The sequence below is a fragment of the Dactylosporangium vinaceum genome (genome assembly GCF_019904175.1).
Lineage (GTDB): Bacteria > Actinomycetota > Actinomycetes > Mycobacteriales > Micromonosporaceae > Dactylosporangium > Dactylosporangium vinaceum.
On the sequence record NZ_CP061913.1, the window covers coordinates 9,197,511 to 9,213,448 of the forward strand.

The following is a 15,938-nucleotide window of genomic DNA, read 5'->3' on the forward strand; positions in this document are numbered from 1 at the left end:
CATCCGCGGCCCCCGTAAGCCTGCGCGGAATAACAAATTGTCGGTCGTAGATCATTTGAGCGCGTACACCCGGCGTTGAGCGGCCACTCTAAGTCCGTCTCGGGCGGCTTGTCCAGGGTCGGGCCATCAGCGCACGTTGATCGAAATTGGGGGGTTCGGCCGGGCGGAATTCTCGGGTACTGTCCGGAACTGGCGTACGGGGGAGGTACGTAATGCATCGTGGTGCCATTGCGGATGCCGTCACGGCGGCCATGCCGGCGGCGATCGAGGACCTGGCCGAACTCGTGGCGATCCCGTCGGTCGCGTTCCCCGGACACCCGCCCGAGCCGCTGCTGCAGGCGGCCAAGCACACCGGAGAGCTGCTGCGCCGGGCCGGGCTGCCGGTCGTGCGGGAGGTGGCCGTCGAGGGCGCACCGCCGCTCGTCTACGGCGAGGCCCCGGCCCCGCCGGGCGCACCCACCGTGCTCCTCTACGCGCACTACGACGTGCAGACCGCCGGGGACCGCGAACGCTGGCGCACCGACCCGTTCACGCCGGTGATCCGCGACGGCCGGATGTACGGGCGCGGGACCGCCGACAACAAGTCAGGCGTCATCGCCCACGCCACCGCGCTCGCCGTGCACGGCGGCCGCCCGCCGTGCGGCGTGAAGGTGCTCGTCGAGGGCGAGGAGGAGTACGGCGGGCCGTCGCTCGCCGCGTTCGTCCACGCCAACCGCGACCTGCTCGCCGCCGACGCGATACTGCTGGCCGACGCGGGCAACCTCCGCGTCGGCGAGCCGGCCCTGACCACGTCGATGCGCGGCGCGGCCGGGTTCACGGTCTGGGTGTGCGCCCTGCGCGAGCCGCTGCACAGCGGCGAGTTCGGCGGCGCCGTCCCGGACGCGGTGACGGCGCTGGTGCGCATGCTCGCCACCCTGCACGACGACGCCGGTGCCGTGGCCGTGCCCGGCCTGCCGGCGGGCTCCTGGGCCGGGCCGCCGCTCGGCGAGGACGTGCTCCGCGCGGCGGCCGGGCTGCTCGACGACGTCGACCTGGTCGGCACCGGCCCGCTCGCCGACCGGCTCTGGGCCGGCCCGGCGATCGTCATCACCGGCCTGGACGTGCCGCCGGTCGCGGGCGGGGTCAACGCGATCCAGCCGGTCGCCCGGGCCCGGCTGACCGTGCGGGTCCCGCCGGACGCCGATCCCGGCGCGGCCATGGACGCCGTCGTCGACCACCTGGAGCGGGTCGCGCCGTGGGGGGTGCAGGTCGTCGCGTCGCACGAGATGCTCGGCCCCGGCTTCCGGTCCCGGCCCGGCGGCCCGGCCCGCACGGCCATGGAGACGGCGATGCGCGCGGCCTACGACCGGCCGGTCCGCGAGATCGGCGCCGGCGCCTCGATCCCCGTCGCCGCCGCGTTCGCCGCCGCGTTCCCGGGCGCCGAGCTGCTCGTGTTCGGCGCGGAGGACCGCGGCTCGGCGATCCACGCGCCGAACGAGCGCCTCGACCTCGGGGAGCTGGCCCGCACGGCGCTCAGCGAGGCGCTGTTCCTGGAGGGGTACCGCGGCAATGGCTGAACGGCGAGTGCTGAGTGCGGCGCAGCGGGCCGCGATCGACGCCCGGCTGCGCACGGCAATGTCGGCCCGGCCGGCCGGCGGCTTCCCGCGGCTGCGGCCCGGCGTGCGCCCGCCCCTGTCGTTCGGCCAGGAGCGGCTGTGGTTCATGGAGCAGCTCAGCGCGGGCGTCGCCGCGTTCACCATCTTCAAGTCGCTGCGGCTGCGCGGACCGCTCGACCCCGGCGCGCTGCAGCGGGCGCTCGACACGGTCACCGCCCGCCACGACAGCCTCCGGATGCGCTTCCCGGTCGACGCCGACCGGGTGCCGGCGGTCGACGTGCCGGCGGCGGTCGCGGTCCCCGTCGAGCACCTCAGCGTCGAGCACGCCGGCCCCGAGGGCCGCGAGCAGCTCGCGGCCAAGCTGATCAGCGAGGCGGCCCGGCAGCCGTTCGACCTGCAGACCGGGCCGCTGCTGCGGGCCGCGCTGGTCCGCCTCGGCCCCGACGACCACATGCTGCTGCTCACCTGCCACCACATCATCGCCGACGGCTGGTCGTTGAACGTGCTCCTGGAGGAGCTGTTCGCCGCCTACCGGGCCGCGCTGGCCGGCACCGAGCCGGAGCTGCGCACCCTGGAGCTGGGCTTCGGCGACCACGCCGCCCGGCAGCGGGAGCGGCAGCGCACCGGGCACGCGGCGACCGAGCGGCACCTGGCGTTCTGGCGGGCCGAGCTGCGCGACCTGCCGGCGCTGGAGCTGCTCACCGAGCGGCCCCGCCCGGCCCAGCAGACCTTCAACGGCACCGCCCTCGACGTGACGATCGGCCCCGAGCTGACCGCGGCCGTCGCCGAGCTCGGCCGGGCCCACGGGGCAACGCTGTTCATGACGCTGCTCGCGGCCTGGCAGGCGGTCCTCGGCCGGCACTCGGGGCAGGTGGACTTCGCCGTCGGCACCCCTGTCGCCGGGCGCGACGACCCGCGCCTGGAGCCGCTCATCGGCATGTTCGTCAACGTGCTGACGCTGCGGGCCGACCTGTCCGGCGACCCGAGCTTCGCCGAGCTGCTGGCCCGCACCCGGCAGCGCTGCCTGGCCGCCTACGCCCACCAGGAGCTGCCGTTCGAGCAGCTGCTGGGCGAGCTGAGCCTGCGGCGGGACCCGAGCCGGGCGCCGCTGTTCCAGGCGCTGCTGTCGCTGCAGGCGTTCGACCCGCCGGCGCCGTCCGCGCCCGGCCTGACGATCGGCCCGGCGTCGATGACGACCGCCGTCACCCGCACCGACCTGGAGCTGCACCTGGTCGAAGGCGGCGGGCGCCTGCAGGGCGACCTGGTCTACAACACCGACCTGTTCGCCCCGTCGACAGCGGCCCGGCTCGTCGCGCACCTGATCGCCGTCCTCGAGGCGGCGACGGCCCACTCCTCCACGCCGCTGTCCCGGCTCGACCTGCTGCCCGCGGACGAGCGCCGCCTCGTGGTGCACGAGTTCGCCGAGGGCCCGCCGGCTCCGCGCACCGACCGGGCCCGGACCCTGCCGGAGCGGCTGCGGGCGCAGGCCAACGCCACCCCCGGCGCCACAGCTGTCGTGGCCGGCGACCGGGAGGTCGGTTACGCCGAGCTGCTCGCCGCCGCGGAGGCCGTCGCGGCCCGGCTCACGGCGGCCGGGGCCGGGCCGGGCACCGTCGTCGCCGTCTGCGCCGAGCGGTCCCTGGCGCTGTACACGGCGCTGCTCGGCGTGCTGCTCTCCGGCGCCGCCTACCTGCCGCTGGACCCGGCCCACCCGCCGGAGCGCCTGGCCCAGGTGATCGGCGACGCCGGCGCCCAGATGCTGATCACCCGGGGCGAGCTCGCCGAAACCCTGCCGCCGGTGCCGCACACCCTCCGCCTGGACGCCGACGAGCACCCGGCCCCGGCGCACGGCGCGCCGCACCGCCCCGCCGCCCCGGACGACCTGGCCTACGTCATCTACACGTCCGGGTCGACCGGGCGGCCCAAGGGCGTCGAGATCGAGCACCGGGCCCTGCTGAGCCTGCTCGACTCGATGGCGCGCCGGTTCGCCACCGGCCCGGGCGACGTCTGGCTGTGGCTGACCACGCCGTCGTTCGACCTGTCCAAGCCGGAGCTCTACGTGCCGCTGCTCACCGGCGGGCGGCTGGTCATCGCCGACGAGGCCCGCGACGGCGCCGGCCTGCTGCGGCTGATCCGGGCCCACGGCGTCACCCACGTCGAGGCGACCCCGTCGACGTGGCGGCTGCTGCTGGAGGCCGGCTTCGACGAGCCCGGCGTCACCGCGCTCGTCGGCGGCGAGGCGCTGCCGCTGGACCTGGCCCGGGCCCTGCGGCCGCGCGCGGCCCGGCTGTCCAACATGTACGGGCCGACGGAGGCGACGGTCTGGGCCACCACCGCCGAGGTGCCGGCCGACTCTTCACCTGACGGCGGGCGGGTGACGATCGGCCGCCCCCTCGACGACACCCGGGTCTACGTGCTCGACGCGGCGCTGCGACCGGTCCCGATCGGGGTGCCGGGCGAGCTGTGCATCGCCGGGCCGCACGTCGCCCGGGGCTACCGGGGCCGCCCGGCCATGACCGCCGAGCGGTTCGTGCCCGATCCGTTCGGACCACCGGGATCGCGGCTGTACCGCACCGGCGACGTCGTGCGCTGGCGGGCCGACGGCGACCTGGAGTTCCACGGCCGGGCCGACGGCCAGGTCAAGCTGCGGGGCTACCGGATCGAGCTCGGCGAGATCGAGGCCGTCCTCGCCACGCACCCCGCCGTCGGCCCGGCCGCCGCCCGGGTGCACCCCGACGGCCGCCTCGCCGGCTACGTGGTGCCGGTCGACCCCGCCGCTCCCCCGGCACCCGCGGACCTCGCCGCGCACCTCCAGCGGCACCTGCCCGCATACATGGTGCCGGTCGCCTTCGTCGTCCTCGACCGGCTGCCGCTGACCCCCAACGGCAAGCTCGACCGCGGCGCGCTGCCCGAGCCCTCGCGCACCGGGGCGGCCGGGGCGGCGGGCGCCCCGGCGACCGCCCTGGAGCGGCGCGTCGCCCAGGTGTGGACCGACGTGCTCGACGCGGACGGCGCCGCCGCACCTGTCGAGATCGGGCCGGACGACGACTTCTTCGCCCTGGGCGGGCACTCGCTGCACGCCGCCCGGGTCGTGGCCCGGCTGCGCGCGACGATGGCCGTCGAGGTGCCGCTGACCGCGGTGTTCCACGGCAGCACGCTTCGCGAGTTCGCCCGCCAGGTCCAGGCGCTGCTCCCCGACGGTGAGGTTGAGGCATGACGATCGAGGCCCCGCTGTCCTACGCCCAGGAGCGGCTCTGGTTCTTCGAGGTCCTCCAGCCCGACAACGCCGCCTACAACGTGCACGTGGTGCGCCGGCTGCGCGGCCCGCTGGACCCCGGGCTCGTCGCCGCCGCGATCGGGCTGATCGCCGACCGGCACGCCCCGCTGCGGACCCGCTTCGAGCAGCGCGACGGCGAGCCGGTCCAGGTCATCCAGCCGCCGTCCGGCCTGCCGGTCGAGATCCTCGACCTGTCCGGCGAGCCGGACCCGGAGGCGGCCGCGCGGGCACTGGTGGTCGAGCGGGTCAACCGGCACTTCGACCTCGCGGTGGCCCCGCTGGCCCGGGCCGCCGTGCTGCGCCTCGGCCCCGACGACCACGTGCTGTGCGTCGTCATGCACCACCTGATCAGCGACGGCCGGTCGGCCCGACTCTTCGCCGCCGAGCTGAGCACCGCCTACGCCGCGCTGGCGGCCGGGGCGCCGGTCGAGCTGCCGGCGCTGCCGGTGCAGTACCACGAGTTCACCACCCGGCAGCGCGCCCGGGCCGATCTCGGCATCGACAACCTCGAGTACTGGCGGGGGCGCCTCGCGGGTGCCCCGGCGCTCGAGCTCCCGCTGGACCGGGTCCGCCCGGAGGTGCCGTCGACCGGCGGCGACGGCCTGCTGTTCCACATCGACGCGGCGGTGGCCGACGAGTTCGAGCGGCTGGCCCAGGCCGAGCGGTGCACGATGTTCATGGCCGTCCTCGCCGCCTACCAGATCGTGCTCGGCGACCTCACCGGCCAGGACGACATCAGCGTCGGCGCCGCGATCGAGCGCCGGCCGCGCCTCGAGCTGGAGCCGCTGATCGGCTTCTTCATCAACACCGTCGTCCTGCGCGGCGACCTGTCCGGCGACCCGACGTTCCGGGAGCTGCTGGGGCGGGCCCGCGAGGTCTGCCTCGGCGCGTACAACCACGTCGACGTGCCCTACGAGCGGCTCATCGCCGACCCGGACATCGTGCGCGGCTCGACCCGCTCGGCGCTGTTCCAGGTCATGATGGTGCTGCACAACGAGGCCGAGGGCGACGAGGAGGTCGTGCCCGGCGTGGCCACGGAATACTTCGAGTCCAGCTTCCAGCAGGCGAAGCTCGACCTGTCGCTCGACGTCTGGCACACCGCGCGCAGCGGGCTGCGGGTCCTGATCCAGTTCGACACCGACCTGTTCGAGCGGGCCACCGCCGAGCTGTTCGCCGACCGGCTGGCCCGGGTCATCGGCGCGGTCACCGCCCGGCCGGACACGCCGCTGTCCCGGCTCGACCGCACCGCGCCCGGCGAGCGCGAGCGGCTGCTGGCCCTGGGCCGCGGCCCGGCCGGCGGCGCCGCCACGGACCTGGTCACCGCCGTGCGGGAGCAGGCCCGGCGCACCCCTGACGCGACAGCGGTCTCCTGCGGCGCGGCGACGAGCACCTACCGCGAGCTCGACGCGCGGGCCGAGCACATCGCCGGGCGGCTGCGCGCGGCCGGGGTGGGGCCGGGCGCCGTCGTCGCGGTGTGCCTCGAGCGCAGCGCCGACCTCATCGCCACCTTCATCGCCGCCGGGCGCTGCGGCGCGGCCTACCTCCCGCTCGACCCGGCGTATCCGCCGGCGCGGCGGGAGTACATGGTCGCCGACAGCCGGGCCACCCACGTCGTCACCGGCCGCGCCGACCTCGACGACGGCCCGGCGGTCGCGGTCGAGCGCGCCGTGCCGCACCCGGACGACCTCGCCTACGTCATCTACACCTCCGGCTCGACCGGGCAGCCGAAGGGCGTCGCCGTCACCCACGGTGCGGTCGCGGCCCGGGTGGCGTGGATGCGCGAGCGCTACCGCATCGGCGCCGCCGACCGCGTCGTGCAGTTCGCCGCGACGAGCTTCGACACCCACGTCGAGGAGGTCTGGCCCGCGCTCACCGCCGGCGCCGAGCTCGTCCTGCTCCCCTCGGGCGAGCAGCTGCCCGACCTGCTCAAGGCCGACCCCGGCATCACCGTGCTGGACCTGCCGACCGCCTACTGGCACGAGCTCGTCGCCGACGCCGTCACCTGGCCGGCCGCACTGCGGCTGCAGATCCTCGGGGCCGAGCAGGTCCGCCCGGACGCCGTCGCCCGCTGGCGCGAGCAGTTCGGCGGCGGGGCCGAGCCGGCGGTCGAGCTGCTCAACACCTACGGCCCGACGGAGACGACGGTCATCGCCACCGCCGCCGCGCTGGGTGCCGCCGACACCGGCCGCCGGCCGCCGATCGGCCGCCCGATCGGCGACACCTCGGTCTACGTCGTGGACGACCGGCTCCGCCTCACCGGGCCCGGCATCCCGGGCGAGCTCTGCATCGCGGGCGCCGGCCTGGCCCGCGGCTACCTGCACCGGCCGGGCGCGACCGCCGAGCGGTTCGTGCCCGACCCCTACGGACCGCCCGGCCGCCGCATGTACCGCACCGGCGACCGCGCCCGCTGGCGGCCCGACGGCACCCTGGAGTTCCTCGGCCGGGCCGACGGGCAGCTGAAGGTCCGCGGCTACCGGGTCGAGCCCGGCGAGGTCGAGGCCCGCCTGGCCGCCCACCCGCAGGTCGAGCAGGCGGTCGTCGTGGTCCCGCCCGGCACCCAGGAGCTCGTCGCCTACGTCGTCGGCGCGATCGACGACCCGGACGGGCTGCGGCCCTTCGCCGCCGCGGCGCTGCCCCGCTGGATGGTGCCGGCCCGGATCGTGGTGCTCGACCGGGTCCCGCTGACGCCGGGCGGCAAGGTCGACCGGCGGGCGCTGCCGGCCCCGGACCGGGTCCGGCTCGAGCACGTCCCGCCGCGCACGAGCGCGGAGGAGCTCGTCGCGGCCGTCTGGTGCGACGTGCTCGGCCTCGACCGGGCCGGCGCCCACGACGACTTCTTCGAGGTCGGCGGGCACTCGCTCTTCGCCACGAAGGTCGCCGCACGGCTGCGGGCGGCGGTCGGGGTCGAGGTGCCGATCCGGGTGATCTTCAGCCACACGACACTGGAGGAGCTCGCGATAGTCGTCGAGGACCTCCTCGTCGCCGACATCGACCTGCTCTCCGACGAGGAGGCGGCCGCGCTGCTGCTGCCCGCGGACGGCCCGGCATGACGGCCGCGCCGTCGCAGTCCAACCTCTCACCGGTCAAGCGGGCCCTGCTGGAGCAGCGCCTGCGGGCCTCGGCGGCGACGGCGGTCATCCCCCGGCGACCGGCCGGGTCCGGCGACCCGCCGCTGTCGTTCGGGCAGGAGCGGCTCTGGTTCATGGAGCAGTTCGCGCCCGGGAGCGCGGCCTACTCGCTGCCGTTCCTGGTGCGGCTGCGCGGCGAGCTCGACCACGCGGCGCTCACCGCGGCCGTCAACGGCATCGCCGCCCGCCACGAGCCGCTGCGCAGCCGCTTCCCGGCCGGCGACGACGGCAAGCCGCACGTGGTCGTCGACGCGTGGACGCCCCTGGAGGTCCCGGTCGTGGACGCCGAGGGCGAGGCGGCGGCCGAGCGGCTGGTGACCGAGGCGATCGCCGTGCCGTTCGACCTGGCCACCGGCCCGCTGCTGCGCCCGCTGCTCGTACGGATCGGCCCGGCCGATCACGTCCTGCTGATCCTGATCCACCACATCGCCACCGACGGCTGGTCGATGGACCTCGTCCACAACGAGTTCGTCGCCGGTTACGACGCCGCCGTCGAGGGCCGGGCGCCCGCGCTGCCCGCGCTGCCGGTCGGCTACTACGACTACGCGGCCTGGCAGCACGGCCACCTCAGCGGCGCCGCCCTGGACCGCGACGTCGCCCACTGGCGCGCCGCGCTGGCCGGCCTGGAGCCGCTCGACCTGCCCACCGACCGGCCGCGCCCGGCCCGGCAGACCTACTCCGGGGCCAACCGCGGCATGGGGCTCGACGCCGGGCTGACGGCCGGGCTCAAGCGGCTGGCCCGGGCCCGCGGCGCGACCCTCTCCATGGCACTGCTCGCCTGCTGGCAGGCCGTCCTGGCCCGGCACAGCGGCCAGCGGGACTTCGCGGTCGGCACGCCCGTCGCCGGCCGGCCGCACCCGGAGGTCGAGGGCCTGGTCGGCATGTTCGTCAACACCCTCGCGCTGCGGGCCCGCCTGGACGGCGACCCGACCTTCAACGAGCTGCTCGCCCGGACCCGCGAGACGAGTCTCGACGCGTACGCGCACCAGGACATCCCCTTCGAGCGGCTCGTGACCGAGCTGAAGGTGCACCGCGACGTGGCCCGACCGCCGCTGTTCCAGGTGCTGCACGTGGTCCAGAACTATGCGGCGCCGGGGCGGCCGCGCCCCGGGCGCCTCACGCCGGAGCCGTTCCGGGTCCCGCTCCCGGCCAGCCGGTTCGACCTGGAGCTGTACTGGGCCGAGTCCGGTGACGGGCTGGGCGGCGTGCTCACCTACAACCCCGACCTGTTCGCGGCGGCCACGATCGACCGGCTGGCCGAGCACCTGGAGGCGTTCGTGGCGGCCGTCGTGGCCGACCCCGACCGCCGCCTGTCCACAGTGGAGCCGGCTCCCGGGGTGTGCAACGCCCCGGAGGCCGTGGACGTGCCCGACGCGACCCTCGCCGGCCTCCTCGCCGCCCAGGTGCACCGGACCCCCGACGCGCCGGCGGTCACCTTCGAGGGCCGGAGCTGGACCTACGCCGAGCTCGACACCGCCGCCGGGCGGGTCGCGGGCCGGCTGCGGCGCCTCGGGGTCGGCCCCGGCTCGCTCGTCGCCGTCTGCGCCGAGCGGTCCCACGAGCTGGTCGCCGCGCTGCTCGGCGTGCTGAAGGCCGGTGCGGCGTACGTGCCGCTGGACCCCGAGTATCCGGCGGACCGGCTGGCGTTCATGCTCACCGACGCCGCGGCCCCGGTCGTGCTGACCCAGGGGCACCTCAGCGCGGTGCTGCCCGAGACTGCGGCCGCCGTCGTCCTGCTCGAGTCAATCGACGATGATCCGGCCGGCGCCGACGCCACCCCGGACGACCTGGCCTACGTCATCTACACCTCCGGCTCGACCGGCCGGCCGAAGGGCGTCGGCAACACCCACCGCGGGATCGTCAACCGCCTGGACTGGATGCAGCGGCAGTACGGGCTCGACGCCACCGACGCCGTGCTGCAGAAGACCCCGGCGAGCTTCGACGTCTCGGTGTGGGAGTTCTTCTGGCCGCTGCTCACCGGCGCCCGGCTGGTCCTGGCCCGGCCCGGCGGCCATCGCGACGCCGCCTACCTGCGCGACCTGATCGACACCGAGCAGATCACCACCGCCCACTTCGTCCCGTCGATGCTCGCGGTGTTCCTCGCCGAGGCCGGCGAGGGCGCCTGCCCCTCGCTGCGGCGGATCATCTGCAGCGGCGAGGCGCTGCCGCCCGACGTCGCCGCCCGCTGCCTCGAACGGCTGCCCGCCCGGCTGTGGAACCTCTACGGCCCCACCGAGGCCGCGGTGGACGTCTCGGCCTTCGAGTGCACGCCGGCCGCCCTCGACGGCGCGGCCCGGGTGCCGATCGGCGCGCCGATCCAGAACATCGCCCTCTACGTCCTGGACGAGCACCTGCGGCCCGCGCCGGTCGGGGTGGCCGGGCAGCTCTACATCGCCGGCGTCGGGCTCGCCCGCGGCTACCTGCGCCGGCCGGGCCTGACCGCCGAGCGGTTCCTCCCGGACCCGTTCGGCCCGCCCGGGTCACGCATGTATGCGACGGGCGATCGGGCCCGGTGGCGGGCCGACGGTACAGCCGAGTTCCTGGGTCGCATCGACGGCCAGGTGAAGCTGCGCGGACTGCGCATCGAGCTCGGCGAGATCGAGGCGGCACTGCGCGAGCAGCCGGGCGTGACCGAGGCGGCCGCTGTCGTGCGCGAGGACCAGCCCGGCGATCAGCGCATCGTCGCCTACGCCGCCGGGCCGGCCGACCTCGCCGCCGCCCGTGCGGCCCTGAAGCGCCGGCTGCCGGACTACATGGTGCCGGTGGCCGTCGTCGCCGTCGACGCGCTGCCGCTGTCGCCGAGCGGCAAGCTCGACCGCCGGGCCCTGCCCGCGCCGCAGATCGTCCGCGACGAGTCCACCGCGCTCGTCGCGCCGCGGACCCCGGCCGAGCGCTTCCTGGCCGACGTCTGGCGGGACCTGCTGAAGCTCGACGCCCTCGGCATCGACGACGACTTCTTCGACCTCGGCGGGCACTCGATGCTTGCCACGCAGCTCGTCGCCCGGCTGCGCAAGGAGTTCGGGGCCGGGGTGGCCGTCCTCGACGTCTTCCAGCACCCGACGATCCGCGACCTGGCCGCGCTCGTGTCGACGCCGGCCGCCGAGCGGGGCCCGCGCCGGCTGGTCAACGAGCTCACCCGGCCCGTCCCGGCGCAGCGGCGCACCCTGTCGTTCGTGTGCGTCCCGTACGGCGGCGGGAGTGCTGTGGTGTACCAGCCGCTGGCCGACGCCCTGCCGGACGGCTGCTCGCTCTACGCCGTGTCGGTCCCGGGGCAGGACATCGGCCTCGACGAGCCGGCGATCCCGCTCGGCGAGCTGGTCGACCGGTGCACGGCCGAGATCCTGGCGTCGGTGGAAGGGCCGCTCGTCCTCTATGGACACTGCGCGATCGGCAGCGCGGTCGCCGTCGCGCTCGCCCGGGCCCTGGAGGCGGCCGGCCGCGAGCTGGAGGCCGTCTACGTCGGCGGCATCTTCCCCTTCGCCCGGCCGTCCGGGCGGGTGCTCTCCCGGGTCAGCCGGCTCCTGGCCCGCCGGGAGAAGCTGCGCGGCAACCGCTCGTACGAGAACTGGCTGCGCTCCATGGGCGTGGAGATGGGCGAGTTCGACGCGGAGCAGGCCAACCGGATCGTCGCCAACATGCGGGCCGGCTCCGACCAGGCCGAGGACTACTACACGGAGCTGTTCGACCGGGCCGTCACCCCGCTGAAGACCCCGATCATCTCGGTGGCCGGCGACCGCGACCCGACGACCGAGTGGGCCGCCGAGCGCTACCGGGAGTGGCTGTTCCTGACCTCGTCGGTCGCGCTCGTCGAGCTCCAGGAGGCCGGGCACTTCTTCCTGAAGTACCGCGCCAGGGAGCTCGCCACCATCATCACCACCGTGCATCGCACCGCCGAGCCGGTGCACGACCCCGGCGGCGGCTGGGCGGTCACCGGCCGCGCCGACCGCAGCGCACCGGCCAGGCCCGCTGTCCAGCCGACGATGCGCCGCTTCCTGGCCGTCGCCGCCGGGCAGCAGGTCTCCATCATCGGCACCGCCCTGACCGAGTTCGCGCTGCCGCTGTGGATCTACCTGAGCACCGGCTCCCTGCCGACGTTCGCGCTGCTGGCCGTGCTCGGCCTGGTGCCGGGCATCCTCATCGCTCCGGTCGCCGGGGCCCTCGTCGACCGCTACGACAGGCGCCGGGTCATCCTGGCCGGCGACATCGCGGCCGGCTGCACGCAGGCGGTGATGCTCGGCCTCGCCGTCACCGGCCGGCTCGGGATCGGCGCGGTGTTCGGGCTGATCGTCGTGCTGTCGATCGCGCTGGCGTTCCAGCGGCTGGCGTACTTCTCCGCGGTGCCGCAGCTGGTGCCGAAGCGGTACCTCGGCCACGCGAACGGCGTCGTGCAGCTCGCGGTCGGCGTCGCCCAGTTCCTGGTGCCGCTGCTGGCCGCCGGGCTCTTCGCCGCCATCGGCCTGCGCGGCATCCTGCTCATCGACGTCGTGAGCTACGCGGTGGCGGTCGGTGTCCTGCTGGCCGTGCGGTTCCCGGACACCATGCCCTGGCACCGGCGCGAGTCGCTCATCGCGGAGATCGTGGGCGGGTGGCGGTACAGCACCGGCAAGGGCGGCTTCGGCGCGCTGCTCGGGTTCTTCGCCGTGCTCAACATCTTCCTGAGCCCGCTGTTCCTGCTCGTGTCACCGCTCGTGCTCTCGTTCGGCACGCTGTCGACGGTGGCCCGGGTCAGCGTCTGCGCCGGGCTGGGCGCCATCGTCGGCGCCCTGGTCATGGGCTTCTGGGGCGGTCCCCGCCACCGCCGGGTCCGCGGCATGCTGCTGTGCGTCCTGGTCCTCGCCACCGCCTGCGTGCTCACCGCGCTGCACCCGGTCGAGGCGGTGGTCGCGGCGGGCGCCTTCGGCATGAGCTTCGGCCTGACCGTCGTCAACGGCATCTACACGACGATCGTGCAGGTCAAGGTCCCGCAGCGCTTCCACGGCCGGGTGTTCGCGCTGAACACCCTGCTGGCCTGGTCCACGATCCCGCTCGCGTGGGGCGTGGTCGTGCCGTTCGGCAGCCGCCTGTTCGAGCCGCTGCTGCGCCCGGACGGCCCGCTCGCCGGGACGGTGGGCGCGGTGATCGGCGTCGGCCCCGGCCGCGGTACCGCGCTCATGTACGTGGTGTGCGCGGCCGCGATGGGCCTCATCGTCCTGGCCGCGTTCCGCATCCGCGCCATCGCCCGCTTCGACGACCGTGTGCCCGACGCCCTGCCCGACGACCTCATCGGCGCCCGGACCGCGCGGCCGGACACCGCGCCGTGACGAGGGCCGGGCGCTCCCGGCCCTCGCGAACCTGCGCAGCTTCACGGCGCGGTGAGCTCGTTGTAGGCGGCGACCCCGTCCGGATCGGCGTAGCTGCCGGGCGGGCCGGCCGCGGTGCCCAGATACCAGTTGTCGTGCTGCCAGTAGCAGATGATGGTGAACCCGTGACCGGCCAGCCAGGTCCGCGAGGCCCGGATGGCCGGCCCCCGGGACGCCCGGACGCCCTGGTCGTCGTCGATGCCCCACTCGGTGAGCGCGAGCGGGCGGCCCTGGCCGCTGAACGCGTTGTACCAGCGGATCATCCGCGGGTCGAGGCCCACGCCGACCGGGTCGTCGGGCTCGCTGCCCCGGGTGCTCGCCTGCCAGTACAGGTCGAAGCCGTAGGCGTCGGCGTAGGCGGGCGGGACGATCCAGTCCTGCACCTCACGGTCGCCGCCGGTGCCGTTGTTCGTGACCTTCGTCGAGCCCGGCCGCCACTGGTAGGACATGTACACCGGCACCACGCTCACGGCGGCGTTGGCCAGCTTCGCGACCTGGTAGACCCGGGTGAAGGCGGCGACGAACTGCACGCCTGTCATGTCGTCCTCGGGCTCGTGGAAGTACGTGAGGTAGCTCCCGGACGGCATCGCCGCCGCGACCGCCTGGATCTCGCCGTCGCAGGCGCCGGTGGCGACGGCGGTGGGGGTGCAGGAGGTCTTGAAGGAGTACCAGAGGATGGCGCCCTGCAGCAGTTGACAGTTGACCGCGTCGGCCGTCGGCGGCGAGCCGTTGGCGGTGAACACGCGGCGGACGGCCAGGGGTCCGAGGTGGGTACGTTCGTCCAGGAAGCCGGCGCAGGTGTTGCCGCTGCCGACGGTGTCGCTGACGGAGGTGGTTGCGCCGACGGTGAACGGCGCTACGGCGGCCGCGGGCGCGGGTGGGTACACCACGAGCCCGGCTAGGAGCACGACCACGACGAGATGACGTCCAGTCATCCTTCGACGCTACGACGGACATCGATTGAACGGGTGTGCGGTGAAGCTGAGTGAATGGTGCCGCCGTGGAGACCTGGGCCTCCACGGCGGCATCGGCCTCAGCTGCAGGACGGGGTGAGACCCGTGGCGCTGCCGGTGGCCTGGAAGCCGAACTCGGTGTACTGCCCGGCGCCGACCGACCCGTTGTAGCTCACGTTGGTGAACCGGACCGCGCCGCTGTCACCGCTGCGGTTGGCGTTCCAGATGCCGGTGATCGTCGCGCCCGACGGCAGCGTGAGGCCCACCGTCCAGCCGTTGATGGCCGCGCTGCCCGCGGTGACGCGGACGGTGGCGACGAAGCCGCCGTCCCACTGGTTGAGCGAGACGGTGGCGGTGCAGCCGTTGCCGGTACCGGTACCGGGCGTCGACGGCGAGGTGCTGACCGGCGGCGGCGAGCTCACCGGCGGCGTCGACACCGGCGGCGTGGAGACGGTGCTGCCGGGCCCGTTCAGGGCGTTGAGCGTCGAGGTGTACGCGGCCTTCTTGTTGCCGTTGCTGTCGAACAGCAGCGGGTTCTCGCCGGTGCGCCAGGAGTCGCTGTCGCGGATGCCCCACACGGTGATTCCCGCGCAGCGGGACACGGCGAGGCAGGCCTTGACGACGTTGGCGTAGGCGGTGGCCTGGTTGGAGCCGGAGATGTCGAGCTCGGTGATCTGCACCTCGACGCCGAGGTCGGCGAAGCGCTGGAGGTTGGCCTGGTAGTCCGACGGCGGCAGCCCGCCGAGGTGGGACTGGAACCCGACGCAGTCGATCGGCACGCCGCGGGCCTTGAAGTCCTTGACCATGTTGTAGACGCCGGTGCTCTTCGCGTTGATGCCGTCGGTGTTGTAGTCGTTGTAGCAGAGCTTGGCGCCCGGGTCGGCGGCCCGCGCGGTCTTGAACGCGACCTCGATCCAGTCGTTGCCGGTGCGCTGCAGGTTGGAGTCGCGGCGCCCGCCGCCCCCGCCGTCGGCGAACGCCTCGTTCACCACGTCCCACGCGTAGATCTTGCCCTTGTAGTGGGCCGCGACGGTGCTGACGTGGTTCATCATCGCGCTGCGCAGGGCGGAGCCGGACATGCTCTGCGCCCACCCGGGCTCCTGCTGGTACCACAGCAGCGCGTGCCCGCGCATCCGCTGCCCGTGGGCCTGGGCGTGCGACACGATCTGATCGGCCGAGGTGTAGCGGAACTGCCCCTGCGTCGGCTCGGTGGCGTCCCACTTCATCTCGTTCTCGGGCGTGATCATGTTGAACTCGCGGTCGAGGATGGTCGTGTACTGCGAGTTGCTGAGCTTCCCGGCGGCGACGGCGGTGCCGAAGTACCGCCCCTTCTCCGCGGCCGAGGCACCGAGCGTGGTCCCGGCCTCCGCTCCGGAGGCGAGCGCGACGGCGGCCCCGGCCGCGACGGCACTCACCGCGGCCAGCATGACGGCGAGGCGCACCGGCCTGCGTCGGGTGGTTCGGGTCATGAGGAGGTTCCCCTTCGAAGGGCACGGCCGGGGCGCATTGGCGGGCGCCGGAGCCGGACGAATGAGTTTCGCGAATGTTACCGCTCACTCGAAGCCGGTCAATGCGTCAGCAGGACGCCCGGACCGGCCGCCGATCCACGATCGCGGCGCATTTCGAGCGTGGAACCCCGGCCGAAG

At 74.8% G+C, this 15,938-nt stretch carries 6 protein-coding genes; 4 read left to right on the plus strand and 2 right to left on the minus strand.

The genetic code is table 11. The features are described 5' to 3' along the window. Positions 1–212 precede the first annotated feature (212 nt). The 4 genes from Dvina_RS41105 to Dvina_RS41120 are packed head-to-tail and all read left to right on the plus strand — an operon-like array spanning position 213 to position 13,300. Positions 213–1,556 carry a M20/M25/M40 family metallo-hydrolase gene (locus tag Dvina_RS41105; RefSeq protein WP_223095585.1) on the plus strand — a complete coding sequence of 448 codons (1,344 nt, stop codon included), beginning with the start codon at positions 213–215 and terminating at the stop codon, positions 1,554–1,556. Then, entirely contained in the window at positions 1,549–4,812 is a 3,264-nt protein-coding gene (locus tag Dvina_RS41110; protein ID WP_223095587.1) for a non-ribosomal peptide synthetase, read from the plus strand. The genes Dvina_RS41105 and Dvina_RS41110 overlap by 8 nt, the downstream gene beginning before the upstream one ends. Beyond that, positions 4,809–7,922 carry a non-ribosomal peptide synthetase gene (locus Dvina_RS41115; protein ID WP_223095589.1) on the plus strand — a complete coding sequence of 1,038 codons (3,114 nt, stop codon included), beginning with the start codon at positions 4,809–4,811 and terminating at the stop codon, positions 7,920–7,922. The genes Dvina_RS41110 and Dvina_RS41115 overlap by 4 nt, the downstream gene beginning before the upstream one ends. Continuing rightward, positions 7,919–13,300 (plus strand): non-ribosomal peptide synthetase/MFS transporter, encoded by a 5,382-nt coding sequence (locus Dvina_RS41120; protein ID WP_223095591.1) that lies wholly within the window; start codon positions 7,919–7,921, stop codon positions 13,298–13,300. The genes Dvina_RS41115 and Dvina_RS41120 overlap by 4 nt, the downstream gene beginning before the upstream one ends. Before the next feature lie 41 nt (positions 13,301–13,341). On the opposite strand, the gene Dvina_RS41125 is transcribed toward Dvina_RS41120, so the two are convergent. Next, positions 13,342–14,274, minus strand: a complete 933-nt coding sequence (locus Dvina_RS41125) for a hypothetical protein (RefSeq protein ID WP_223095593.1) — start codon at positions 14,272–14,274, stop codon at positions 13,342–13,344. Positions 14,275–14,372: 98 nt separating this feature from the next. Further along, entirely contained in the window at positions 14,373–15,761 is a 1,389-nt protein-coding gene (locus Dvina_RS41130; protein WP_223095595.1) for a glycoside hydrolase family 10 protein, read from the minus strand. Positions 15,762–15,938: the final 177 nt, after the last annotated feature.

Bases quoted from the DNA above. Each gene is read 5' to 3' on its own strand.
- Dvina_RS41115 (WP_223095589.1), top strand. From the start codon at position 4,809: ATGACGATCGAGGCCCCGCTGTCCTACGCCCAGGAGCGGCTCTGGTTC.
- Dvina_RS41130 (WP_223095595.1), bottom strand. From the start codon at position 15,761: ATGACCCGAACCACCCGACGCAGGCCGGTGCGCCTCGCCGTCATGCTG.
- Dvina_RS41110 (WP_223095587.1), top strand. From the start codon at position 1,549: ATGGCTGAACGGCGAGTGCTGAGTGCGGCGCAGCGGGCCGCGATCGAC.
- Dvina_RS41120 (WP_223095591.1), top strand. From the start codon at position 7,919: ATGACGGCCGCGCCGTCGCAGTCCAACCTCTCACCGGTCAAGCGGGCC.
- Dvina_RS41105 (WP_223095585.1), top strand. From the start codon at position 213: ATGCATCGTGGTGCCATTGCGGATGCCGTCACGGCGGCCATGCCGGCG.
- Dvina_RS41125 (WP_223095593.1), bottom strand. From the start codon at position 14,274: ATGACTGGACGTCATCTCGTCGTGGTCGTGCTCCTAGCCGGGCTCGTG.